This window comes from Vibrio sp. MACH09, from assembly GCF_033238805.1.
GTDB lineage: Bacteria > Pseudomonadota > Gammaproteobacteria > Enterobacterales > Vibrionaceae > Vibrio.
The window spans coordinates 1,037,745-1,062,935 of sequence record NZ_BSFZ01000002.1; the positions used below are offsets into that span (position 1 = coordinate 1,037,745).

A 25,191-nucleotide genomic window follows, 5' to 3' on the forward strand; every position below is an offset into this window, starting at 1 on the left:
ATTTATGAACCGTTTTCTATTACGTGAGTGGCAAGTGTTCTTGCTGTCGTTATCTATCTTCACTCGCATCCCAATTTCTATGTCTGTCCCTTATAGCGAAGAGAGAAAAAACGAATCATATAAATACTGTGGCCTTGTTGGCTTTGTTGTCGCACTGCTTACATCCGTAGTTTTTGTCGTTTCTTCCGTCATTTGGCCGACGGAAGTTGCCGTTGTTCTGTCAATGATCTTCAGTGTTTATATCACTGGAGCATTTCATGAAGATGGCTTCGCGGATACCTGTGATGGTTTTGGCGGAGGCTTCACGCCTGAGCGTAAACTGGAAATAATGAAGGACTCCAGAGTTGGCGCTTACGGTGCCGTCGGAATGATCCTTCTGCTACTGCTTAAGTTTTCGATTCTTAGCTCTCTTTCTCATGTGGTTGTTGCTCTTATTGTTGCTCATGTACTGAGCCGATCTTTAGCAGTCAGCTTTATATTTAGCCACGGTTATGTTCGACAAACAGAAGATTCGAAGTTAAAAATAGCCAAGAGCCCAAACAGCAGCAGCGACTTAGCCTATTTATTGATGATAGCTCTACTGGTGTTGGTTGTTTTCACCAGTGCTAAAACGTCCGTGTTGCTCATTATTTCGTTACTGTTATTCCGTTGGATTTGTAGTAAATGGCTAATGCGTCAAGTTGGTGGTTACACTGGCGATGCGTTAGGGGCGATTCAACAGATGAGTGAGATAGTCTGCTACTTGATGTTATTTGTGCTTTTGTAGTCGAACCGCACTCGCAACAAGGTAGCCTATTGCTTCTCGTTACAGCTTGATAAGTCGCTCTAGGCAATTCTGTTTTCATCTATATAGCGCTCTGTGTTCATTCACATAGCGCTTGCTTGTTATTGGTAAGAAAAAAACAGCAATTCATGTATGGCTTTTACTGCTAAACTCCTTAAACTAGCGCCCAACAGCAACCCCATAGATAACTAGCCGTTATTTCGTGACCCATTAAATTGAGAATCCCCATGCCATTTAGCAAATTTGGACTTAGCGAACCGATCCTAAAAGCGATAGCCGACCAAGGTTATGACACGCCAACGAATATTCAAAACAAAGCGATTCCAGTGGTGTTGCGTGGTGAAAATCTTATTGCTGCTGCACAAACAGGTACGGGTAAAACCGCTAGCTTTGTGTTGCCTATATTGCAAAAACTTAGCCAAGGAAAGACACAGAAAAAGAAGCGTTTTCGTGCATTAATTTTGGTTCCAACTCGTGAGTTGGCCATTCAGGTTAACGACAGCATTACGCGTTATGGTAAGCATTTAGATATTCAATCACTCGCTATGTATGGTGGGGTAGATTACCAACCTCAAAAACAAAAGCTTATTGAAGGCATTGATATCTTAGTCGCGACTCCTGGGCGACTGATTGATCTTTATGGGCAACATGCGGTCCATTTTGAAGAAGCAGAGATATTAGTACTGGATGAAGCTGACCGAATGCTAGATATGGGCTTTATTGAAGACATCAATAAAATCATCTCTAGACTGCCTAAGGATATTCAGAACTTACTCTTCTCTGCAACCTTATCTAACCCTGTGCGTGAGCTTGCTCGTACTGCAATTGATGACGCTACCGAGATTGCCATAACCAAACACAGCGCATCGAAAGCGTCGATAAAACAGTGGCTTGTCACGGTGGATAAAGATAAGAAATCTGCACTGTTAAGTCATATTTTACTGGAAGAACGTTGGGCGCAGGCGCTGATTTTTATTGAGACTAAACATGGTGCCGCTAAGTTAGTTTCCCAATTAGAAAAGCGCGGTATTCAAGCTGAAGCTTTTCATAGTGGCCGAAATCAGGCGTCTCGAGCAAGAGTACTAGAAGAGTTTAAATCTGGTAAGGTTAAGTACCTAGTTGCGACAGGTGTTGCGGCGCGTGGTATCGATATCGATGACTTACCATGCGTGATTAATTACGACCTTCCTTTCCCAGCGGATGAATATGTACATCGAATTGGTCGAACCGGCCGTGCAGGAGCATCCGGTGAAGCTTTATCTTTAGTATCGAAAGACAACTTTAAAAACCTATGCATGATCGAGAGTCGATTAGGTCATTTAATTGATCGAGAAACCATTGAAGGTTTTACGCCGAAAAAAGAGGTGCCTATCTCTATCCTGAATTACGTACCTAAGCACAAACGCCTAGATAACCAAGATCCATCATAGTAAATAGCTATCGTTGTTAGTACACGGCTATTTTAGGGTGAGAGAGCACCGTCAAGGTAGTTCGCTTAAGGCGAATAGCCAGTGATGTGGAGATTTTCTGTAACGTTATCACCATAATAAATAGTGATGCTGCTCACGAAAGCTGTTACTATCGCGGGAAATTTGAAAAGCTGGTTTTAGACCAGCTTTTTTGTCTGTTTATGATTACATTTTGGAACCTATCGTGCTAACAACTGCAAACATTGCTATGCAATTTGGCGACAAGCCATTATTCGAAAATATCTCTATTAAATTTGGTAATGGCAACCGTTACGGCTTAATTGGTGCTAATGGTTGTGGTAAATCCACTTTCATGAAAATACTGGGTTCTGAGCTGGAACAATCTGCAGGAACCGTATCGATTGATCCAAATGAACGTATGGCGAAGCTAGGTCAGGATCAATTTGCATTTGAAGAGTATACCGTGGTTGATACGGTCATCATGGGTCATAAAGAGCTTTGGAAAATCAAAGAAGAGCGTGATCATATCTACTCTCTACCTGAGATGTCTGATGAAGATGGAATGAGAGTAGGCGATCTAGAAACAGAGTTTGCCGAAATGGATGGCTATTCCGCAGAAGCGAGAGCAGGAGAGCTATTGCTTGGCTTAGGCATTCCAGAACAGCAGCATTTTGGCCTAATGAGCGAAGTGGCTCCCGGTTTAAAAGTACGTGTTCTTCTGGCTCAAGTGCTATTTGCTGAACCTGATATCATGCTACTTGATGAACCTACCAACAACTTGGACATGCACACCATCGCTTGGCTAGAAGAGACTCTTCTTGCTCGCAACTGCACCATGATCATTATTTCACACGACCGTCACTTCTTAAACTCCGTATGTACGCATATGGCGGACTTAGATTACGGTGAGTTACGTCTTTTCCACGGTAACTACGATGAATACATGATTGCGGCAGAACAAGCGCGTGACCGTCTACATGCTGACAATGCCAAGAAAAAAGCCCAAATGGCAGAACTGCAAACCTTTGTGAGCCGTTTCTCTGCCAATGCCTCAAAAGCGAAGCAAGCGACGTCTCGTCAAAAGCAGCTGGATAAAATTCAGTTAGACGAAGTTAAACCATCAAGTCGTCAGTCTCCATTCATTCGTTTTGATCAAGAGAAAGAGTTGTTCCGCAACGCATTAGAAGTGGAAGGGCTGAAGCAAGGTTACGGTGAAAACATTTTGATCAATGGCGTAGAGCTGATGGTCGAAGTGGGTGAGCGTATTGCTATCATCGGTGAAAACGGTATTGGTAAATCCACCCTGCTTAATACCTTAGCTGGTGAAATGGAGCCAATGAGTGGCTTAGTTAAGTGGTCTGAAAATAGTAACTTAGGCTTTTATGCTCAGGATCACGCGTCAGATTTTGCTGAAGATATGAATTTGCTCGACTGGATGGGACAGTGGAAAAAAGAGGGTGATGACGAACAAGTGGTTCGTGGCATTCTTGGTCGTATGCTATTTTCACAGAATGACATAAAAAAATCCGTTAAAGTTATCTCTGGTGGAGAACAAGGAAGAATGCTGATTGGTAAATTGATCATGCAAAGACCTAATATTCTCCTAATGGATGAGCCAACCAACCACATGGATATGGAATCCATTGAGGCGCTAAACTTAGCGTTAGAGAACTACAAAGGAACCTTGTTCTTTGTCTCTCATGACCGTCAATTTGTCTCCTCTATTGCAACACGTATTATTGAGCTAACTGCTGATGGTGTCGCGGATTTCCATGGAAGCTACGATGAGTATTTAGCAAAACAAGGCTTAACAGGCTAAGTTAATCTGCAGTATTTTTGGTTCTAGCAAGGATTTGCCTGCTAGAACCAAAGTTCTCCTCTCTATACTACTTTAGTCACTATATCTGCAACCTTAGAAATCATACCGCTGTTGTGGAGGTTAATTCTTCTCGGTTTAGCTATTCGCAATTTTTTTATCCATTTTTTGCCAATCAGCGAATGGTCAAACGCTATTTTCTAAGCATTTATTTGATGTCTGTCACGCTAGACTGTTCTCATTATTCAACGCCTTACAATGAAAGTGCGTGCTAGAAAGTTATTGTCGCAAAATAAGTGGCTTACTTCACGAGTTGTCAACACTGCTGTAACCCCTATAAAACAGGCTTTTCCTTGGTTAAATCGCACTATTAACGAGTAATTAACAAGTTAATGGATTTTTGTCTGAGAGTTTTTTTTGCTAGCAGATTAAGTGTTTCGCATTTACAATCCCGCCACATAAAAATTACAAAAATGTCACCCTAACCCCTAAGGCTGCTACAAACCACTTGTCGCAATGCCTACCCATATTGCAAAAGGTCCAAAAATGAGTCCAGAGAAACATCTTCTAGACTGGCAAACCAGCCAAACGATTGCGGAAGCAACAACCCCTATGATTCGCCAACTTTACCGCCAAAATGGAGTAGAAGTACTGCTATTTGGTAAAACCTTGGTGAACGCCTATGTGATAGACGTGATCAAAACTCACCGTTTAGCGCGTCACTATACTGGTACCCCTCTCTCTTTAGATCAAACATCACCATTGATCGCTGCTTTAACTGAGATGACGGAACTGTCTGCTTGCCGAGTGGATATTGGTCAACTGGCACATCAGTATTGGCAACAGCATGAAGATGAAAGTGGCATTAAAGACTTTTTACAAACCGCATTAGCAGACGCGACAACAGGCGCATCAGTGGTCCAACCAAAAGATGTTGTCCTATACGGCTTTGGCCGAATCGGTCGATTGCTTACTCGCTTATTAGTAGAGAAAAGTGGCCCCGGTTACCCGCTGCGTTTAAGAGCTATTGTCGTTCGAGGTGGTAAAGAAGGCGATCTAGAAAAACGAGCCAGCTTGCTGCGTAGAGACTCTGTGCATGGCCAGTTTAATGGCAGCATCATTATAGATAACGAGCGTAAAGCGATAATCGCCAACGGCAATTACATTCAAATCATATACGCCAATAGCCCAGAAGATGTGGACTACACTGCATACGGTATTAATAACGCTCTAGTGGTGGATAACACCGGTGTATGGCGTGATAGTGAAGGCTTAGGCAAACATATCGCCTGCAATGGTGCGGCTAAAGCCTTGCTTACTGCTCCGGGTAAAGGCGATATTAAGAACGTCGTGTTTGGCGTAAACCAAGATGTCATTAAAGCAGAAGATACGATTATTTCTGCGGCAAGCTGTACCACAAATGCCATTACTCCAGTACTTAAAGCCGTGAATGATAAGTATGGTGTTCTGTCTGGCCATATTGAAACCGTGCATTCATTCACCAATGATCAGAATTTGATAGATAACTTCCATAGCGGTGAGCGTCGAGGCCGAAGTGCCTCACTAAACATGGTTCTTACCTCTACGGGAGCGGCAAAAGCGGTTGCCAAAGCACTGCCTGAGTTAGCGGGTAAGTTAACAGGTAACTCTATTCGTGTCCCTACACCAAATGTTTCAATGGCTGTGGCTAACTTGAACTTGCAAAAAGGAACCGATAAAGAAGAGCTAAATGCTTACTTACGCGAGATGGCATTGAATTCTCCTCTTTCCGCTCAGATCGATTACACCGATTCAACCGAAATTGTCTCCAGTGATTTAGTGGGCTCTCGCTATGCGGGTGTGGTTGATGGCGCAGCAACGATTGCTCAAGACAATCGTTGTGTTTTATATATCTGGTATGACAATGAATTTGGTTACAGCTGTCAGGTTGTTCACTGTATGGAACAGATGATGGATGTGCGTTACGAAACGTATCCAAAAAATTAGATAAAAACTCCACAACACCTTTTATTACTATAGGTTTGCATCCTTTATAGTGTCGCCCAACTAAAAAATTAGTTGGGCGTTTTTTCTAGCGTCTCTTTTCTCTACTACCGTCAAATCAATAAATCGCTATCACAATGTTTTATATATGATTTTGTGATAGGTTATATTAAATTAGATTGATATGTGACGATTTGGAAATGTGTTATTTGGACATTTTGTCGTATATGAATTGTTATAGCTCTAGGAAAGTAATATGAAAAAAACGGTAGTTTTATTGTTGGTAACCTTCAACCTATTTGGGTGTACTTCTAAGCGAGAAATTGCAAAAGCTGAATTTGAATCAATTCTGCAAGAGACGGGTTACTTTCATTGCTCTTATGAAGATCTAAAAAGCAAAGATGGAGAATACAAGAAGTCTGTGTCATACAAGGCTTTAGTCTTTGACAAAGTTACTCACCAAGTCGCGGTTCTTAACTTGTTTGAGCCAGTTACCGATGGAGTATTTGAAACATCGAATATTACAGACTCTTTTGTTAGCGGGTATTTTGTAAGAGGTGATAAGGAAAATGGCTTTGATGTGAAATACTACCGCAATACTTCAAACATGAATTTAGATTATATATTCCGTATGTCTGGTTCTGGTAAGTCTGAAGATTGTGACTACATCAACAAATAGAGTTATAACAAGATAATTGCGGACAACAAGGACAGGCATCTCATGAAAAAAATAATATAATTTTTTCTAGCATTTGAAATTTTTGGTATCCAATTGAATTTATTAAAATAGTCATGAAGACAGGCACCTGAAAATGGTGCCTATCTTTTATCTGTTACTCTTCATCCTTATGCTTAAACTGGTTAAGCAATGTCAGCAGAAAAACACGTATTTCGTTATCAATTGGGGTGTTATCGCAGTTTGCGTTAAGGATAAAGTCTTCAACTTGCAGATAGAAATCAGGTTCGTTTTGATGGGCCATCGTGACCTCCTATACGGTAATAAGTTATATCACCGCCCAGAGGTACTAATCTTAGGGTGGTGAACTGAATAGGGTTAGTACTACCGTCGTATAGGAACCGGCGCGCCGAAGCGCCCCTATCCAGCTCACCATAATTCAGTTAGCTGTCTTAAAATCAACAACTCTACTTTCTTTAGGTGTGCTGAAGCCGCACATAAAAAGACCAGCTAAAAATGCTGGTGTTATGCGCCTATACAATAAGACGGTGTACTAATCCCGGCACTGGATTTTGCCAGTGCGGGGTAAGCATATGTTTTATTGAGTTTCTATGTCAATAACTGACTGATGGTTTGCGATAGGTTTAGTGTTTTTACTACTTAAAAGGACAGGCCACGCATCAGAAAAGCTAACAAGGACATCCATCTTAAAAAGCAAACTTTTCATTAAGCAACCCTAGTTGTTTATATACACAGGAAAAGTAGAGTTCAGCTAATGTCCATTTTCTAAAGCGACCGTCTCTTTTTTACTACTACCTTTAAATCAATAGATCGCTATCATAATGTTTTATATATGATTTTGTGATAGGTTGTATTAAATTGGTTTGATATGTGACGATTTAGAAATGTGTTATTTGGACATTTTGTCGTATAAGAATTGTTATAAGCCAGATCTAAATACGAAATTAATCATTATTAAAAGGAACTAGAAATAATGAAGCGTAGCTTGTTTTTTACTTGTGCATTAGGGATTTCGATATTTACACTTGGATGTAAGAGTACCCCAAGCTCTCCACCACTTAACCAACCTATGTCAGCACTTGAGGTAGAGAATACTCATATTGCAATTAAAGCTTTTTATGAAGTTTGTCTAAGTACATCTCCTACCTTTGATAAAGCAGCTAAAAAAGCCAATGAATTTGGTAACTATGATTTTGACGAAGATAGCTTAGAAAATGAAAAAATGTTCATAGGTATTGATGATGACACTGACATAGCTGTTTTTGTTAGAGCGAAAGATGAGTATAGAAAGTGTCAGACAAGTATATCGAGAATTAGAGACAGAGACTCACGAAGTGAGTTTATCCGCTATCTAAGGCATAAGTTTAAAGTTGGCACAGGAACGGATTTACAGATGACATCATTTCCTTTCAGAGTCGATACCACAGATGGCATGTCACTAATATTTTCCCACATAAGTGGTAGTGATGGTGATACATTCTTAATGCTGTCTACAAAATATGATTGATTATTAGTAATTAAAACATAAATGAAGCCTATCGCTTGTTCTTTATTTATTGAACCAAAGGCTTATAACAATCTGTTTAAGAGTGATTCGCAACGCTTGGCATTTTTGCTATGCGTTGCGTTTTGTGTTTAAGGTAGTCTGCGGTGGCATCGGTATTGCGTTGCTCACACCTTAACAGGGCGTTATGTATAGCAAGAAAACGTGTTGCATAAGAAAGGGGAAAGGAGCAAAATCAATAACCCTTTATAAAATAAGATGTTATTAGGTGTAGTATGACAATTGATCCGAAATATGTAACTGGTTCTGAGCAATGGAACGCTGATCGTGCTAATGAGTACCGAAAGGTATTCGGCATTTCAAGCGATAACACATTAGAACTCACGGGTTATTCAAATAACACTCGTCACATGCGAGATGACGATGACTATTCTTTTGTAGAGAAAGATAAAGAGGGAAACGTAGTGGCTCGATATGAAGCTTGGCACCACATGTCGACCCCAAAATCATTTTCAGCTTCTTCTGGTTACAAAAAATTCAGCCCAGAAGGTGAACTGATCGAACAGGTTAGCCGTTAAACATAACAATCAATTAAAGTCGGACTGCTAACCTGTGGCGCTTTTGGTTCCGGTTTGCCGCAGTGTTTACTGTGGCCAGATTGAGTTTCGTGGTGTTAGCAGCCGCTTAACTGGGCGTTATGTAACAAAGAAGAAAGCGATGGAAATCAACGATAAAGTAAAAAAAATAGTAGATAAAGGCACAGAACTAACGGGCTCTGCGATAGGTGCTGCTATTGGATTCTATGCCGGTGGTCCTCTTAGTGCAGCTGCTTTTGGTGTTGTCGGAACGGTTGTAAGCCAAACTTTAACTGAAGTGGCAAACAGAACGCTCTCTAACCGAGAAGAAGTTAGAGTTGGTGCAACTGCACAGCAGGCGATCACTATAATTGAGCTATCCAAAAGTATGGGTAAGAAAATTAGGAACGACGACTTTTTTCCGGAGATGTTAGAAGTGACGCTGAAGAGGTGTTTGAGGGGTGTTTACTTGCATCTAAAAACACGCATGAAGAAAAGAAATCGATCTATTTAGGAAACTTGTTTGCGAATGTTTGCTTCAGAGATGATATTGATAAACATCAATCAAATCGCTTGATACATATAGCAGAGCAGCTAAGTTATAGCCAACTTTGTCTAATAAATATATTCATGAATAAGCAAGAATATAATTTAAGACAAGGCAATTATAGAAACATAAAGACAACATTTAAACAAGTAGTATTGCTGCAAGAAATATATGCCATGGAGCAAAGTGGTATCATGATTATTAAAGATCAACATACGCCAGGTATCACTGATGTCGTCCCAAGTAGAGCGCTGGTACAAGGTGTTGGTGTTGCATTATATGACTTAATGCTGTTGTCTAGCATTTCAAAAGATGAATGTATGGATATTGCTAAACATTTGTCACGGTGATAGTTGTTACATAACAAAGCATTTAAGAGTGATTCGCAACGCTTGGCTGTTTCGCTTCGCTCAAGTATAGCCAAGCGCCGCTCACACCTTAATGCGGCGTTATACGAATGGAGGGAATCGTGCAGCCATTAGAGTTACTAGGTCAAAAATATAATCAGATCAAAGCGCTTGTTGACTGTAGCGAAAGACTAGAAGTATATGACTCCTCAGAGAATAATGATGAGCAGGAGTATTATATTGCTTCCAAGGATGAAACTTGGCAGATGTTACTCAATACAGAAGACTCTGTGGAAACCATTTTCCTGTATATGGATAAAGGCTATAGTGAGTTTATTGGCATTAAACAACAGACATCTCGCGAAATGGTACTTAGCATACTTGGTAAGCCAGATTATATTCAAAATACGGTGACGAAATCATTTATGGGTAAACCGGTTGGTTGCTGGGAGCGATACGATTACGAAAATCATGTCCTGCACATTCAACACTCTGCAAATAATGATACTGTGGAAATCATAACTATCATGTCTCCTACAGTAGCACCATAATTCGTATAACAATAAATTTAAGCAGATTCGCAACGCTTGGCACTTTTGGTTTGAATCAGCTTTAGTGTTCACGGCACAATGGTTTAGGTTAGGTGGTAGCGTTGCTTACTACTTAATATGGCGCTAGCAGCAATGAGGAACATATGCGATTAAGTTGGAATGAATATAAGAATAGAGTGAGCGATAACTTGCTTAGTGGAAAGAGCATCTATCGTGGGCAATCGGATTCAAATTGGAAGCTTACCACTTCTTTGCACAGAACTGGACTTGCTAATAGGCTTCAAGATCTAATTACATACTTTGAGCTTGTAGTTCCTCATGTTCAGGAAAGAGTAGAAGCATGGGATGGCACTAGAAGAGATTTAACGAAGCCTGCTGATATGGCTCAATTTATCGCATTCCTTCAGCACAACGGTTATCCCACCCCATTATTAGACTGGTCTTATTCACCTTATATCGCTGCATTCTTTGCTTTTGATGGCGTGAATCACTTTGACCCTAGTGCCGAGTTTATATCAATCTACGAGTTTAATGCAGCTGATTGGACGACAGAGTTTACGCAAATTTATGACTACAAACATGAAAAAGAGCACGTTAGCGTGCTAACACCTACTATCCGTGGAAATCATAAGCAAATGCTACAACAAGGATTGTTTATGTATACCAATTGCGTAGATGTTGAAGACCATATAAAAAACAATGAATTTGATGGTCAGAGCTACCTAACGAAATATGAAATCCCAGTAGGTGAGCGTACTTTCGCTATACGTGACTTGGCTCTAATGGGGGTTACGATGATGCAACTAGCTCCATCTGTTGAGTCTGTGTGTAAGGCTCACTTTAACGAAGTAAGCACAAGGTTCAGCGTTGGGCTAAAACCCAATATTCAAGATCTATCGAATCACCCATAAAATTACTGCTAACAAGCAATTTAACAGGACAACGCGGACAGGCACCTCATGAAAAAACTAATATAATTTTTCTAGTATATAAAATTCCTGCTATCTAGTTGATTTTATGAGGATATTTATGCGGAACGACAAGGGCAGCCATCTTAATATTTAAGATGCATGTCCTCGTTAAGCTTCGTTGTGCGCGTTGTGCTCGGAATCTTATAAGTAAGCAGATATCTCTATTGAAGCTTTAATTGAAAATGCCAGAGGTTAGTGCCTCTGGCATTTTTGCATAAGCGTCTTCTATTTTATTTGACACTGAATACCTGTTAACTGCTGGTAGCTACGAAGGGCAATTTATTGTGCCAGTCAGGCTTATCCAGTACGTCCAACATAAGATCTGCTAACTGAGCGGTATCGACTTTCATCCCCATAGTTTTAGTATTTGAAAACTGAATACTGCCCGCCAGATTATTAGTAATCATTGGTGGTCGAAAAGTGGTATAAGCAAGCCCCGAAGAGCGCAACAAAGTAATCTCAAGTTCTTTAGCCGGCGTTATTTCCGGTACAGTTAACTTCATTAACCAGCGCATAATATGACGGGAAATCGTAATTTTTTCTCCCGTATATGAAGCACTTGCACCCGCTACATTAACAATTCGGGTTATTCCTTTGGCATTCATTTCATTGATGAGTGACGTCATTGCCTCACCAAACTGCTCTGCCTTAGGCCCCCCTTTTCGTACAGATGGTGGTCCGATTGTGCTGATTACTAAATCGACCCCTTCTAGGGTTTTTGCCTGATCTTGAGGAGAAAAGTAATCGCCGGCGACGATCTCTAGTTTGTCACTGAGTTCACCTAGTTTGTCCGGGCTACGAACCAGTACTCTGACTTCAATTTTTTGCTCGAGGGCTGATGCTACAATTTTTCTTCCTAACATGCCGGTTGCTCCGAATAGCGCGATCTTCATACTTTCTCCTTATTCATCTCTTCAATTACTTAGCTGATGACAAAATTATATTTGGTTCACATCTGCAATGTAACTAGCTACAATTGAAAGCCGCTGTTCCATTAATGCACCAGTAGAAATAGGAGTCAGATGTGGCAACAAATCAATTTGAGTGGGATGACCTACGTGTTTTTCTGGCTATTTATCGAGGGCGCTCAGTTCGCTCAGCTGCCCGTATAATGGAGGTAAGTCATTCAACGATATCTCGCAGGCTTCAGGCGATGGAAGATCAGATGGAGAGAAAACTGTTTTTGCGCCATCAGAACGGTTTTATTCTCACTGAAACGGGTGAGGCTATGGTTGAGCGGGCAGAACGGGTGGAAACTGAGATCCTCAGTATGCAGCGAGAGGTGTTTGGAAAAGATTCGACTCTGGCTGGAGTCATTCGTATCACTGCTATCCCTCAGATTGTTCAACACTTGCTGATGCCATGTGTGAAGGAGTTCTCCCTGCTTTACCCTGAAATTGATCTTCAAATTGATTCCAGTTATCAACTAAGTAATTTAAGCCGGCATGATGCCGATGTTGCTATCAGAGTACAGAAGCAACCGGATGATCATTTAATCGGACGCAGATTACCAGACTTAGCCAGTGCAGTTTATGCGACAGAGAAATACACGAAAGAGCATAGATTTACCGGACAATCTCCCACAGCTCAATGGGTTGGATGGATTGCTAATGGTAAGGAAATGGATAAGTGGCACAATAAGACGCCATTTCGGAACTGCAGTGTAAAGCATCGCATTTATGATCCTGTTTCTCATGTACAAGCGATTAAACACGGATTAGGTTTTTCCATCTTATTTTGTTTTGTCGGTGATAATGAAGAGGATCTAGTTAGGGTGAAAGGGCAGCAACCGCTTAAAAGCTCTCCATGTTGGATATTGAGTCATCCTGATGTTTTTGCCACAGAGAGGGTACGTATTTTCGTGCGATTTCTTCATAACTACTTAACGGAAAGGAAAGCCAGATTAAGTGGTGAAGCAACAACAGGGACAGCCACCTTAATAAACATAACAAATAACGCAGGTGATTAGTGTTTGTAGATAAATATAAGTTAACCAGTCAAAATGAGTTCCTGAAACCAAAATTTAGTGCTTTTACTAAGGCTGAACCATGGACGAAAATGAAATCTGGGCAATATAGTTCGGGTCTTATCACGGTTGTTGATGAAGGTTTTGATGACTCTTTTTTAAGAAGTTGGTCTTGGCTAATAAAAGATAAACCATTACTACTTGCTACAACTGCTTGGGGAGACTTTATTTATGCATGTGGCCGAGAGAAGAAGTTTTTTATTGTTCTAGTTGATCAATTTAGGAAGTTTGCGCTTGGTAATAGCTTATCCGCAGTTTTTGATAAAAATGTCGCTTCTCCTGATTTTATGTTGCAAATACTGAGGCTTAATGAATTTGATAAAGCAATGAAGGTTGTTGGTGAACTTGAGTATGGAGAATGTTATGCCATTGAGCACAAGAGCAATTTGTTGCGTAAGAAAAATATATCTATTTTCCTTGATGTTTTAGGCCAAACGGGCAGACAATTGTAACGTCAATGTTATTAAGGGGTGAGGTTGATTAAAGATTACCCATATAACTTAGCAATTGATGATTTTTCAAAATTTATCAGTCGTGTCGTCAAAGATAAAGTAGTGTTGCAAGAGTTTTTAGAGCTCCTTGAAGATGCGAGAGATAGAAAAACTTTCCCGATGCGAGGTTTACACCAAAAGCTTATGTCGTATAGAAAGGCTAAGGCTGACTACACTACTTTTACTGAAGGTGAGAGGGAAATGATCGAAGATTTGATGTATTTTTGGGGTAGTTGAATTGAATTGCTACGCAGCCTGATCCCCTACCAGATCAGGCTCACCACCTATACAAAATCCGTCCCCAAATCACCTCCTCGATGCCCCTAAATATCAGGGTAAATCAGTATTACAACAACAAACAACAGGGACAGCCACTTTATAAACAAGTTTATTGTGCCTGTCCTGTTAGTTTGATTTGTATCAGTCTGTAAAGGTTAACCGGGTGTGTGCGAGTCACTTTGCTATCATTATGAGTTGCATAATATTCCTTATAAAAATGAAAAGGTCAACAGAACAACGGGGACAACCATCTTAATAGAAACTCCAATCACAGCATTAGCTGAGCACCTCTATACAATGAATTCGCATAAAATTGTTGTTTTTCAATATGTTTCAACTAAATGATAGAAAAAGTATATTAACCTACTTATAACCGAGCAGATGAGAACGGGTTGGCTTGAATCTTTTTTTAGATGCATGTCCTCGCTGTGCTTCTTCAGCTCTGGATCGATGGATTACCGGAAAATGGAAAATGAGTAAATTATTAAGTATGTTATCTATTTTGTTAGATGAGTCATTAGAAGATCTACCTCGAATACGCGAAAATGCTGATAATAAAGAGAATGACTACAATGGTCGACTTTCTAATACATTGGCAGGTTCACTTGAGCGAATAGCTATTTTTCATTATGGTGTGCATTCAGACGCTAGAATCTTTAGGCAGCTTTTACGAGAGTCCTCAGCAGTTAAATTCGATATAGTAAAGCGTTTTGATGCAGGAGAGCCAATTTCAAAGTCATTTGTTTCAATGCTGTTGTATCAAACTCTTTTCAATTCCTTAGCCTCTGGTGATATTGCACTAGCTAATTCGATAGCTAAAGTTGTTGGTGGTAGAGTTGATATAGAAAATGAATTTGACCATCCTTTTGATAGAGCTCTAGGGTATGCGCTTAAGGAAACAGTTTTAGGCTCAAGTGACGCTGTTGATAGGATTAGACTACTAAAGAAAGAAGTAAGTAAGCCGAGTAACAAGAACTTTTCTGGATATGCGGCAGCATTGGAGGCTATCTATAATAAGGATGTTGATGCTTTAGAAACACAGCTATCGAGCATCATATCAGGCCATATAAAATTATGTTCTGGGCAAGGAATCTTTAAAGGGACAAAACATGAGGTACTATGTATTTGGGGAATAGGTTTAGTGGTTTTTGCCAGATCTATAGGTATGCCAATTCACTTTGATGTTCCTTTGCTACCAGAGGCGCTTATTCTCTAACAATAAGGACATATATGGTCACCTCGCTTGATGCAAGGTTTCTTTGTAATTGGTTGCGCTTTTCCATATGCTCTGTCCATAACTACAGGGCTCAACAGTGGTTCACGGTCTTGCGACATATATCTGGCGTCTATGTGGCATAGGTACTATGCCGCGCCCCAATGAGATTCAAATTGACGTCTTATCCTCCTCAACAGCTACATGGTTTCTATAACCGCTGTCCTTGCTATTAACAGGGATACGCATCTAGGAACAACAAGGACAGCCACCTTTGCATAGCTACATGGTTTCTATAACCGCTGTCCTTGCTATTAACAGGGACACGCATCTAGGAACAACAAGGACAGCCACCTTTGCATAACAGCTACCTTAATAATCACAATATGTTTCAACTAAATGATAGAAAAAGTATATTAACCTGCTTATAACTGAGCAGATGAGAACTGGCTGGTTTGAATCTTTTTTAAGATGCATGTCCTCGTTGTGTTTCAAATCAATAAATCGCTATCACAATGTTTTATATATGATTTTGTGATAGGTTATATTAAATTAGATTGATATGCGACGATTTAGAAATGTGTTATTTGGACATTTTGTCTTTAGTTTACTGTTAGTTTAATATGCATCTACGCTATGAAAACTGAATACATTCTTGGCAAGATCAACGCCAATAGTTTGAATGGTAGACATAGTAACCTCCAGTTTATAAGCGTACTCATAGTTAAATATGGCACGCTGTGGCTCGGGTAAAGGGTGCTCATATCATTCGTTTGCAGTCTCAGAGGATTCAATAAATGAAGTCTAGGCATTATTTAATCGGGACACTGGTCATTTTGGTTCTAGTGCTGCCAGTCGCAGTTTATGCTTATCAATTTGGTTTGGGTATTTGGGAAGATCACTCGAAATGGGCAGAGATGGGTTCTGCTTTATCGGGTATCTATTCACCTTTGATTGCTCTTTTTGCGTTTATCATACTGTTCTCACAAGTTAGGCAACAGTTTGTAATGGATACTTTTCAACATGATCTTGAATATATTCGTAAGACTGTCGAAGAAGTTAACTTTTATATTGAAAGGCTAGATTATTACTTAACTGTTGATAGCCAAAACGACCAGCATTTAATTAATTCACTCAGGCAGTTCAACCAAATATCCGAGTCAGAACTTGAGAGCAATTATGTGCGAACTCTAGTTAAAGATTTTGCAATTAAGAACCCTAAATTCTTCAATGTTTGGGGGGCCATCTATCCAAGTTTGAATGGGTTAGCTACAAATGGCACATACCCTTACGAGCACAATTACACTGCAACGTTACTTAAAGTATCTACCGTACTATCATTTGAAGTTTGCGTAGCACTGGATAAAATGTATTTTGTTTTAGGGCAATACAAAAAAGAAGAATTACGTTACTGGCAGGAATGACTGCATAACAAGATAATTGGATTCCCGCTCTGAAACAAAAAACAACGAAACAACAGGGACAGCCACCTTAATAAACAAGTTTATTGTGCCTGTCCTGTTAGTTAATTTGGCGCTAGGGAGCTAGGAGAAATATGTCATATCCTCATTTATCAGAGCAGTCATTTGTACAGTTAATCTCTGATGCGATTCACTTTTATAAGATGTCTATTGAAACTGATGACCCGTATGAAAGTCAGAGGTTCGCCAGATCATCTATTTTGTACTCAACTTTGTCATTAGAGTCAGCGGCTAATTGCTGTTTGTACTCACTTAAGAGTTCAGGTAATTTTATCAACGATCTTGAAAAGACGACCGCATTTGCGAAGTTAGATTTATTCGCGCAGATTAGCGAAAACAAACATATAGATAGGTCACGTGTAGAATTTCAGAGAGTTTCTGAATTAAAAAGAGTACGAGACTCTTTTGTACACCCCAAAAAAGTTAAAATACCTTTAGAGTTTTCTGTAAATGATATGGAAGGTGACTTTAGATAGGTGGGTTTGCATTTTGAGGCGAACCCAATGAAAGGCACTGGCATTGATCGCTCTTCAATGTTTTGGTTTAGTAGTGATGCAAAGTCCGCTTTGTCTGCTGTTTTTAGTTTTTTCGAGTATTACTTTGTAACTTTACTTAATCACGATTCAAAGACTGTAATGGCATTGCTGTCTGATGCGGTTCATATCAATGAAGAAAATGCTTTTCTGTTTCATAATAAAGCACTTGAGAAAGACTTAATGTTTTTAAAGCAACAAAAGATCAAGCAAACATTTTTGAACTTACGTGAGTACAAGCAACTAAATGTAATCGCTCCCTAACCAATGACTATGGCGTTAATAATTAATTTTTCGCAATGTTTTTGTTCCACATGACGCCATTTCTTAACATCGTATTTGAGATCACTACCATCTTGCGAATACATACAGTGATAGCGATCTTTTGGACCTTCCTGCTGCTACAAGTCTTGTGTAAGTTGCCTTAGAGGCGTAGTTACGTCACAGTCAACACGGATACCCACTTTAGGACGGGCAACAGGAACAGGCACCTGACAATGGTGCCTGTCTTTTATCTATTATTCTTCATCCAGATGCTTAAACTGGTTAAGCAATGTCAGCAGAAAAACACGTATCTCGTTATCAATCGGGGTGTTATCGCAGTTTGCGTTAAGGATAAAGTCTTCGACTTGCAGATAGAAATCAGGTTCGTTTTGATGGGCCATGGTGACCTCCGATGGTTCATTTCTAGCTTATATCACCACTCAAAGGTACTAATCAAAGGGTGGTGAACTGAACAAGGTTAGTACTACCGCACCATCGACACGGTCAACCGAAGTTGCCTCGCTCAGTCCACCATAATTCAGTTTATTGTCCATTAGTTAGACAAATTCACCGTGTTCAGGTGTGACAAAGCCGCATATAAAAAAACCAGCATAAAGCTGGCATTTACATGCCGATGGTTAAAAAGCAGGGTACTAATCCCGACACTGGATTTTGCCAGTGCGGGGTAAGCATATGTTTTATTGAGTTTCTATGTCAATAACTGACTGATGGTTTGCGATAGGTTTAGTGTTTTTACTACTTAAAAGGACAGGCAGCGCATCAGAGGCTATGTTTTTGTTCATAGCCTCTGAAACATGCAGTATTTTAAATAAAGAGTTACTTAGCAGGCTCTAGAACATATAGGTTAAACCAACACCAACCATGTATTCACTTTTGTCGTAAAAAGTAATGTTTGAATTTGTTTTATCGTAGCCAACTAGCGCATTGAATCCCCAATCTTCCCAACCAAATACTTCCTGATATTCATAACCCATATTGACGCTGATGCTGTTGTCCTTTTGTGTTTTAGAAAAAACAGGATTTAATGACGCAAACTTTTTATGCGCATAATCTATGTTAAAGGACATAGCGTGTTGGTCGAACTGCCTTAGATAGGTTAGAGATAGGCCATATTCGTCAAAGGACATCGCTTTGCCATCGGCATCAAAATTATGGTACGAAACGCTTGGAGAGAAAAATGACTCTTCACTTATAGGAAGTTCACTGGATAAAGATAGGTAGTAACCTTTACCGTCACGCTGCATCACTTTCTGCTGTGCTGCAGTTAAATGGCTAGCGGACTTTTCATTTTTAATATCTTGATTGTAATAGGCAAAATCCATAGAGATAGGAGAGCCGAACATGTACTCATATTGGAAACGGTAGGTGTTGCCTGAAATATCACTTTTTTTGCGTTTGCCGGTAAATTTATACGGGTCTTCCCACACTTCACCTTTAATAACCGTCGGCAAGTAACCAAAAGAGAGCACCGATTCATCTGCTAGTTCAAAGGAATAGCCAAGCTCTAAAGCAAATATACCTTCGATAATATCGCTACGAGCGTTACCAAAATAGAGTTGATGATCATTGTCATCACCAAAGGTGTAACGTAACTGCCCTAATGCTGAAAAACCTAAATCAGAGTTGGATTTAGCTTGGCTATTTTGTTTAGCCGTCTCATTTTCTGTACTTAGGTTGTTCTTACCGCTGCCATATCCAGTAAGCATACTGACTTCACCGCTTAAACCTTCTTCTCCTAACTCCGCATAGGCAGAGCTGCTAAGGATAATGCCTGCGGCTAATAGATAGATATTTTTCATGTAATTTCTCTGTTAGTTGACCGAGGTGAATAGTTTCTCTTAGATGAGGTGAATGTAGAGTAAATGATATGGAATTTTAATGGTTAATTTGTCAATAGTTGGCAACAGGGTGAAAAGTGATGCAATGATCATTAGTAATAGGGCGCCATTGTGAAATTCGGATCTTCTTTTCGTACATTAAAGTCTGTCTCATACGGTCACTTGAGGGAGGCAGTGTGAAATAAGCCGACTAAGCTGAGGGTTCAAGTATTTCTGTTTATGGTAAACCAAGTAGAATTGTCGCTTCATTTCCACATCGAGTTGAATGGCTTTGACTCTTCCGTCCGCGATTGCCGAGCCAACAGCAAGTTGAGATAAACAGGCGAAGCCTAACCCAACAGATACAGAATTTATAATCGCTTCTGTGGTGTTGAGTTCCACCGACTCGTGCCAATCGGTTAGGTTTGGTGCAATAGAGTGTAAGAAGAACTCACGTGTTCCAGACCCCGGTTCTCGAAGTACCCACGGTTGATTATTTAACTGAGAAATAGAGACTTTCTTTCCATCTGCTAATGGAGATGACGAGGCGGCAATAATAGCCATCTCATCGCCGCTAAATACTTGAGATATTAACTCTGGGTGGGTCGTTGTACCTTCAATAAGACCAGCATCAAGTTCATAATCGAGCAGCTTTTCACAGATTGCGGCGCTATTGGAAATAAACAGTCGATGCAGTTTATCCGGAGCTTGTTTGGCCAAGTCTCCTAATAGGTATGGGGCGACTTGATTGCCTATGGTTTCGCTGGCTCCTATCCGTAGGGACGAGAGAGAGGAGCTCCCTTCTGTGAACAGTGTGCTTATTTCATTTGCACGAGCGATTAGTTCATCAGCCAAGGGTAATAACGTTCTACCTTCGTGATTAAGAATTAATCGATTATTGACACGATCAAACAGCGCAGTCCCAAGCTGTTTTTCCAACTCAGATAAGGCCATGCTCACCGCAGACTTTGATAAACACAAGGCGTTTGCCGCGCAAGTGAGACTTCCGTGCTGAGTAATGGAAAAAAATACATTTAACTGTTTGAGCGAGATGTTCAACAGGCAACCTTTGCAGTGCTATTTCTTTAGCATATTGGCTAAATCAGCGAATGGGTTGTGTGTAGCACCCTGATGATTATCTTCTCCCGGTACTATTTCAGAACCGTATTGATCATGTTCAGTGTATTTGGAGTGCTCGTGGTCATGGCAGTACAAACATAATAGTTCCCAATTGCTGCCATCTTCTGGGTTGTTGGTATGATCATGATCTTTATGATGAACCGTTAATTCACGTAAGTTAGAGTATACAAATTCTCGAGCACAACTTCCGCATACCCAAGGGTACAGTTTTAACGCTTTTTCTCGGTAGCCTTGTTCTTGGCGGCCATAGGCGGCGCTAGTGCCATAATAATCTGATGCCATGGGATTTTCCTCAAATGTTACGTTGACGATTAACTGGCAAAATACTATCACAAAAGATGCCCATATAGAGCCTAGTTACTTCTGATATTGTCAGGTGAAAATGTATTTATTTAAGTTACCCAACAACCAAAACCGGTTTTGGTTGTTGGGCTCTTTATCACAGTTTGATTTATATATGCTTGCTAAAGTATTTGGCGCTGGAATAGGAGGCAATAATGAAATTCAATACGATTCAAGGGCGCATCGGTTTATATATTTTTTTGTGCTCTATGGTGATTTCTATCGTTTTAGTGATGACTTCATTGTTTAGTTCTGAGAGAACACTAGAGCTCACGACGAAGAGTTCCGAGAAGCTAGTTGTTTCTCTTACTGAAGCAAGCGTGAAGTCAGACGCAAAGCGTGTTGCAGGCATGGTAAGCAATGAACTTAAATCGGCACAAAACTATTTAGATTCGTTGACATTGAGCTTTGAATCGATAAAACAAGAGCAGTCTGTTGGTGGCATTGGGCCGATGGAAATCCGACAATTGCTAAATAATATGTTAGTGCAGAGCTTAAAGTCAGACAGCAGTTACATTGCGCTTTACTCTGTATGGCAACCAAATATGTTAGGTGGTGCAGACAAAATTTTCAGACATCAACCCGGTCATAACAAAGCGGGACGATTTGCTCCTTATTGGCATTACCAAGCTGGTGACGTGGCGGTGACCGCGTTAGACAATTTTGATGATGAAACGTCTTCTTCATCAGGCAGTCGCATTGGTGAGTATTATTTATGCCCTCAAGAGAGAGGCACTGCTTGCTTCTTAAAACCGTATAAAAATCATGATAATGGCGGTCAATTGGTCTCGTCTATTTCCTCTCCGATAATGATAGAGGATAAGTTTTACGGTGTTGTTGGTATTGATATGGACATGCGCTTTCTCGATAAGGTTGCTAAAAAAGTGGCTGGAGAGTTGTTTGATGGAAGCGGTATTATTACCATTCTAACCGAAACCGGTTTTGTTTTGGGTGGTAGCGAACAGAAAGAAGTAGGCGATAGTGAAGATGACCAATCCATACTGTCTCAACTAAACCGTGGTGAGACCAATATCTCCATTGCCGATGGCGTGATCACGGCATCATCGCCGATAAAAATAGAGCAGCTTGGGATTAATTGGTCGATTGTGTATCAAATATCAGAAGCTGTGGTATATCGCGATATTGAGCAGCTAGAAGCAAGTATTATTGCGGAGAATGACTCTGCTCGCACAGAGCAGATAATTGTGGCATTAATTGTCACTCTATTGTGCGTTACCTTGACCTATTTATTAGCAGGAAAAATTGTTAAACCTATTCATCAGGCCGTCGAACTGTTGTCCAAGGTCGCGAAAGGTGACTTATCTGTAAGAACTGATCCAAAAACCAATGATGAGACTAGACTGTTAATTAATGCCTGTAATGAGTTTCTAAATAAGACTCAACCTGTAATAAAAGACGTTGCTATGTCATCTAATCAGTTATTAGAAACCTCAAATGCGATATCAAGTGGAGCGATAGAAAATAGACAACGGTTGGATGAGCAACAAACCAGCTTGCAACTGTTGGCTGCGGCCTCGGAAGAGATGGCAAGTACTTCTGAGGAGTTAGCAGAGATCGCCAGCAATTCATCCTCATCGGCAGAAAAAAGCATTAAAGCGATCAAATCGAGTATTGGCACGATGGGACAGCTTAACGATGTGACTGATCAGTTGTCGATGGAAGTCTCTAGTACAAACCAGATTGTGAGTGAATTAAGTGAAAACAGTAAGCAGGTATTTGGTGTTATTAGTGTTATTCAAGGTATTGCGGAACAGACCAATTTATTAGCACTCAATGCTGCTATTGAAGCGGCGCGGGCTGGTGAACAAGGAAGAGGTTTTGCGGTTGTTGCTGATGAAGTGCGCTCGTTAGCTCAAAGAACGCAAGAATCAACCGGTCAAATTGGTTCGATTTTAGAGACGTTACAAACAGAATCCAATAAAGCCGCTAATGCCATGCATATGAGTCTGGAAAAAGTGCAGCTCAATAAAGAACAAGTTGATGAAGTAACCGCTGCTCTTGATTCGATTCACCAAAGTGTTGATACGATTACAGGGTTAAATATGCAAGTTGCTACGGCGGCTCAACAGCAGAACGCCGTTGCTAAAGAGGTGAGTGAAGGTGTCAATAATGTGAGTCAAACGGCAACTCACATAGCAAAAGAGAGTGAACAGACAGAGTCATGGAGTGAAATGCTCACTCAACTGTCGGGCTCACTATCTAAGTCGGTGTCGGTATTTAAAGTGTGATAACCGAATAGAATTAAGCCGATATCTTTTCGTTGATATCGGCTTATCAAAGACTACAGCGATTTATACAAAGAAACCCATTGTCCACGTTCCAACCCGCTAATATCAACGCCCTGTATTGCGTTGGCATTTACTGAATTCGTTGGTCTAAATCTCAGGCTTATGTTATTGAAACTGTCAGCAATCGATGCATCAATGCCAACCTGATCAAGTACATAGCCTAAATTTGTTGAGTCCCAGTTTGAATTTCCTTGAGTTTCCCACTGTTTTAAAAGCTCTTTGGTAACCAGTTGTCCGGCGAGTTTTAAGGTCGGGCCCTCTATATTTTTGAATTGATAGTAATCCAATTTCGCGGCAGAGAGAGTGAGCACCTTGTCTTCCAGTACAAATAGCTTATCCACGGCTGAGCCAGAAAGTGCAAACTGCTTAATCAGTTTTCGCTTAACGTTATCAACCACATAGAGCGACGATGTGGTGGAAATGGCACTCACTTTACCGTCCGGTGATGTGGCCATAAGTTTAATGGCGGCATCTAGCGATAAATCACTTATAGTCGTTGGATCAATCGCCTTCGTGACCCATTGAATGACATTAGTATTCAACCCTAGCAGCAGCTGATTTTCAGCCACGAAAGTGCCCGCAACCACATTCGGCTTATCAAGGGTGGTTTTGTTCAATAGAGTTCTGGAGTCAATAATTTCAGGCATAAATTTTGTGCCGGAGCCTGACGAGGTATCAAGGATCAACACTTCTGTCTCATCAAATGACGTGATGATGCTCGATGAGGCCGTTTTTAACGAATAGCTCACTGCTTTCATCGACAAATCGGTACTGTCTAGCAATTTTAACTCTTTGTTGCCATAGCTGCTGGTGGCCTTTACCGCGAGCAGAGATTTTTGTTGGTAGAGCGGATATAGGGTTTCAAAATTGTCGTTAAAACAGGCTGAACTGGATGTTGGCACAGTAGGTTTAGCGGGAGTAGGAGTGGGGATAACCACACCACTTGCTCCTGCATAGGTATCAATAGCAAAAGCAGTAACACTCTGGCTTGCACTCGTTTGAGCTTTAAGTGGTTCGGCGATACTGGTTAAAAATATGCCGTTACTGCCTTGAACTGTACAAACATCACTTGCCTGTTTTGCTACCGCGCTGGTTGGCTGGTAAACCTTATAGGCTTGAACACTGTTTAAAGCGGGTACAAGCTGAATAATTTGATTTGATTGACCATTTTGATAGCCGGGTAAGTTACCAACGGTTCCTCCTGTGTAGTGGTCATCATCATCATCGTCGTCGTCATCATCGTCATACTTTAGCGCTAATGAAGCGTGTGCTTGTACCGCGATATTTTGATTGCGAGCCATGGTATCAATCTGTTTTACCTCATCAGAGCTGGTAATCAGTACTAGCTGTCCGTTAGCAGGATTAATCTCTGTGGATTTGGCTCCATTTAAGTCGGGCAGCGACTGTGACCCATGAACAACCACGGAACCATCGAGATCCATATGACGAGAAGGCGTTCCGGCCACGTTAATGTTAGTAAGATCAAATGTTTCATTTGCAATCATCAGATCGAGGGCATGTGAGATATTGGCATAGACTGATTGTTTACCGTCATTTTGCGCTTTCTTAAGTGATTTCAACACGATATCTGATTGAGCCTTTGGACCATGCGATGTATCTAAAGTACTGAAATCGATGCCCGCTTTTTCTCCCAGTTTTGTTTGTAGCGACGCTTTTGCGCTTTCTACATTGTTGCCAACGCTTGGGTTAAACAACATTTCACTGTGGATGAGTGTTGTGAAAGGGGTAACGATAGTCATCGCTTCTGAAGCGGTGAGTACTGCTCCTCCATAATTGACCATTTTTGAGTAGCCCGATGTTGATAATAATTGACTCTCATAATCACTACAGCTACCACTCAAATCAGTGTCTGCACATACCGTTGAGTTTTGATATGCATAGGTCGAATGAGTGGGTGAACTTGACTCGTCAGAACCACAACCGGAAACAACTAAAGCACTAGTAATTGACAGTGCCAACTTAGACAGTAAAAAATTTGTTTGCATTTTATAACCAATAATATTGTTCAATATCCAGATTGATAGCATTTAATTCTTCCATTAAAACACT

The 25,191-nt window shown here is 40.6% G+C and carries 26 protein-coding genes and 1 pseudogene; 19 read left to right on the forward strand and 8 right to left on the reverse strand.

The window, feature by feature from the left end; all coding sequences use genetic code 11:
* Positions 1-4: 4 nt before the first annotated feature.
* From CHJ_RS19925 to CHJ_RS19945, 5 genes are all read left to right on the forward strand, one after another.
* Entirely contained in the window at positions 5-766 is a 762-nt protein-coding gene (locus tag CHJ_RS19925; RefSeq protein WP_317918755.1) for an adenosylcobinamide-GDP ribazoletransferase, read from the forward strand.
* A gap of 245 nt (positions 767-1,011) precedes the next feature.
* Positions 1,012-2,214 (forward strand): DEAD/DEAH box helicase, encoded by a 1,203-nt coding sequence (locus CHJ_RS19930; RefSeq protein ID WP_171751774.1) that lies wholly within the window; start codon positions 1,012-1,014, stop codon positions 2,212-2,214.
* 223 nt (positions 2,215-2,437) lie between these two features.
* Entirely contained in the window at positions 2,438-4,033 is a 1,596-nt protein-coding gene (locus CHJ_RS19935) for an ABC-F family ATPase (RefSeq protein ID WP_171751775.1), read from the forward strand.
* A 543-nt stretch (positions 4,034-4,576) separates the two neighbouring features.
* Entirely contained in the window at positions 4,577-6,016 is a 1,440-nt protein-coding gene (locus CHJ_RS19940; protein WP_171751776.1) for a glyceraldehyde-3-phosphate dehydrogenase, read from the forward strand.
* Positions 6,017-6,269: 253 nt separating this feature from the next.
* Positions 6,270-6,692 (forward strand): hypothetical protein, encoded by a 423-nt coding sequence (locus tag CHJ_RS19945; protein ID WP_317918756.1) that lies wholly within the window; start codon positions 6,270-6,272, stop codon positions 6,690-6,692.
* Between the two features lie 154 nt (positions 6,693-6,846).
* Here the strand turns inward: CHJ_RS19945 and CHJ_RS19950 are convergent, their stop codons facing one another.
* On the reverse strand, positions 6,847-6,993 hold the full coding sequence (locus CHJ_RS19950) for a hypothetical protein (protein WP_317918757.1): 147 nt from the start codon (positions 6,991-6,993) through the stop codon (positions 6,847-6,849).
* 690 nt (positions 6,994-7,683) lie between these two features.
* Here CHJ_RS19950 and CHJ_RS19955 point away from each other — a divergent pair.
* From CHJ_RS19955 to CHJ_RS19980, 6 genes are all read left to right on the forward strand, one after another.
* Positions 7,684-8,217: a hypothetical protein gene (locus CHJ_RS19955; RefSeq protein ID WP_317918758.1), complete on the forward strand. Its 534-nt coding sequence runs from the start codon at positions 7,684-7,686 to the stop codon at positions 8,215-8,217.
* Positions 8,218-8,489: 272 nt separating this feature from the next.
* Complete coding sequence (locus tag CHJ_RS19960) at positions 8,490-8,792, forward strand: hypothetical protein (protein WP_317918759.1); 303 nt, start codon at positions 8,490-8,492, stop codon at positions 8,790-8,792.
* Between the two features lie 34 nt (positions 8,793-8,826).
* A complete protein-coding gene (locus CHJ_RS19965) occupies positions 8,827-9,303 on the forward strand; it encodes a hypothetical protein (RefSeq protein WP_317918760.1) in 477 nt (158 codons plus the stop codon).
* Between the two features lie 116 nt (positions 9,304-9,419).
* Entirely contained in the window at positions 9,420-9,686 is a 267-nt protein-coding gene (locus CHJ_RS19970; protein WP_317918761.1) for a hypothetical protein, read from the forward strand.
* 107 nt (positions 9,687-9,793) lie between these two features.
* Positions 9,794-10,234, forward strand: a complete 441-nt coding sequence (locus CHJ_RS19975; RefSeq protein ID WP_317918762.1) for a hypothetical protein — start codon at positions 9,794-9,796, stop codon at positions 10,232-10,234.
* Between the two features lie 143 nt (positions 10,235-10,377).
* Complete coding sequence (locus CHJ_RS19980; RefSeq protein WP_317918763.1) at positions 10,378-11,145, forward strand: FRG domain-containing protein; 768 nt, start codon at positions 10,378-10,380, stop codon at positions 11,143-11,145.
* Between the two features lie 311 nt (positions 11,146-11,456).
* Here the strand turns inward: CHJ_RS19980 and CHJ_RS19985 are convergent, their stop codons facing one another.
* Entirely contained in the window at positions 11,457-12,098 is a 642-nt protein-coding gene (locus tag CHJ_RS19985; protein WP_317918764.1) for an NAD(P)-dependent oxidoreductase, read from the reverse strand.
* Between the two features lie 131 nt (positions 12,099-12,229).
* On the opposite strand from CHJ_RS19985, the gene CHJ_RS19990 reads away from it, so the two are divergent.
* The 7 genes from CHJ_RS19990 to CHJ_RS20020 all read left to right on the forward strand — a co-directional run bounded on the left by CHJ_RS19990 (position 12,230) and on the right by CHJ_RS20020 (position 17,492).
* Positions 12,230-13,174: a LysR family transcriptional regulator gene (locus tag CHJ_RS19990; protein WP_317918765.1), complete on the forward strand. Its 945-nt coding sequence runs from the start codon at positions 12,230-12,232 to the stop codon at positions 13,172-13,174.
* Entirely contained in the window at positions 13,174-13,683 is a 510-nt protein-coding gene (locus CHJ_RS19995) for a hypothetical protein (RefSeq protein ID WP_317918766.1), read from the forward strand. Before CHJ_RS19990 ends, CHJ_RS19995 begins: the two co-directional genes overlap by 1 nt.
* Positions 13,684-13,707: 24 nt before the next feature.
* On the forward strand, positions 13,708-13,959 hold the full coding sequence (locus CHJ_RS20000; RefSeq protein ID WP_171753922.1) for a hypothetical protein: 252 nt from the start codon (positions 13,708-13,710) through the stop codon (positions 13,957-13,959).
* A gap of 514 nt (positions 13,960-14,473) precedes the next feature.
* A complete protein-coding gene (locus tag CHJ_RS20005; protein WP_317918767.1) occupies positions 14,474-15,217 on the forward strand; it encodes a hypothetical protein in 744 nt (247 codons plus the stop codon).
* 794 nt (positions 15,218-16,011) lie between these two features.
* Entirely contained in the window at positions 16,012-16,638 is a 627-nt protein-coding gene (locus CHJ_RS20010; protein ID WP_317918768.1) for a hypothetical protein, read from the forward strand.
* Between the two features lie 131 nt (positions 16,639-16,769).
* Positions 16,770-17,171 carry a hypothetical protein gene (locus tag CHJ_RS20015; protein WP_317918769.1) on the forward strand — a complete coding sequence of 134 codons (402 nt, stop codon included), beginning with the start codon at positions 16,770-16,772 and terminating at the stop codon, positions 17,169-17,171.
* Between the two features lie 27 nt (positions 17,172-17,198).
* Entirely contained in the window at positions 17,199-17,492 is a 294-nt protein-coding gene (locus CHJ_RS20020; protein WP_317918770.1) for a hypothetical protein, read from the forward strand.
* Positions 17,493-17,514: 22 nt separating this feature from the next.
* Here the strand turns inward: CHJ_RS20020 and CHJ_RS20025 are convergent.
* The 5 genes and pseudogenes from CHJ_RS20025 to CHJ_RS20045 all read right to left on the reverse strand — a co-directional run.
* Positions 17,515-17,666: pseudogene (locus CHJ_RS20025) on the reverse strand (IS110 family transposase); the annotation flags it as partial.
* A gap of 80 nt (positions 17,667-17,746) precedes the next feature.
* The gene (locus tag CHJ_RS20030; protein WP_171753923.1) at positions 17,747-17,893 is read right to left on the reverse strand and encodes a hypothetical protein; all 147 of its coding nucleotides are present in this window, start codon (positions 17,891-17,893) and stop codon (positions 17,747-17,749) included.
* Between the two features lie 450 nt (positions 17,894-18,343).
* Positions 18,344-19,312, reverse strand: coding sequence for a DUF2860 domain-containing protein (locus CHJ_RS20035; protein WP_317918771.1), 969 nt, complete (start codon positions 19,310-19,312; stop codon positions 18,344-18,346).
* 189 nt (positions 19,313-19,501) lie between these two features.
* Positions 19,502-20,392 carry a LysR substrate-binding domain-containing protein gene (locus tag CHJ_RS20040; RefSeq protein ID WP_317919220.1) on the reverse strand — a complete coding sequence of 297 codons (891 nt, stop codon included), beginning with the start codon at positions 20,390-20,392 and terminating at the stop codon, positions 19,502-19,504.
* 15 nt (positions 20,393-20,407) lie between these two features.
* A complete protein-coding gene (locus tag CHJ_RS20045; protein WP_171753929.1) occupies positions 20,408-20,752 on the reverse strand; it encodes a YajD family HNH nuclease in 345 nt (114 codons plus the stop codon).
* A 215-nt stretch (positions 20,753-20,967) separates the two neighbouring features.
* Between CHJ_RS20045 and CHJ_RS20050 the strand changes: the two genes are divergently transcribed.
* On the forward strand, positions 20,968-23,061 hold the full coding sequence (locus CHJ_RS20050) for a methyl-accepting chemotaxis protein (protein WP_317918772.1): 2,094 nt from the start codon (positions 20,968-20,970) through the stop codon (positions 23,059-23,061).
* Positions 23,062-23,114: 53 nt separating this feature from the next.
* On the opposite strand, the gene CHJ_RS20055 is transcribed toward CHJ_RS20050, so the two are convergent.
* The gene (locus tag CHJ_RS20055) at positions 23,115-25,127 is read right to left on the reverse strand and encodes a hypothetical protein (RefSeq protein WP_317918773.1); all 2,013 of its coding nucleotides are present in this window, start codon (positions 25,125-25,127) and stop codon (positions 23,115-23,117) included.
* Positions 25,128-25,191: the final 64 nt, after the last annotated feature.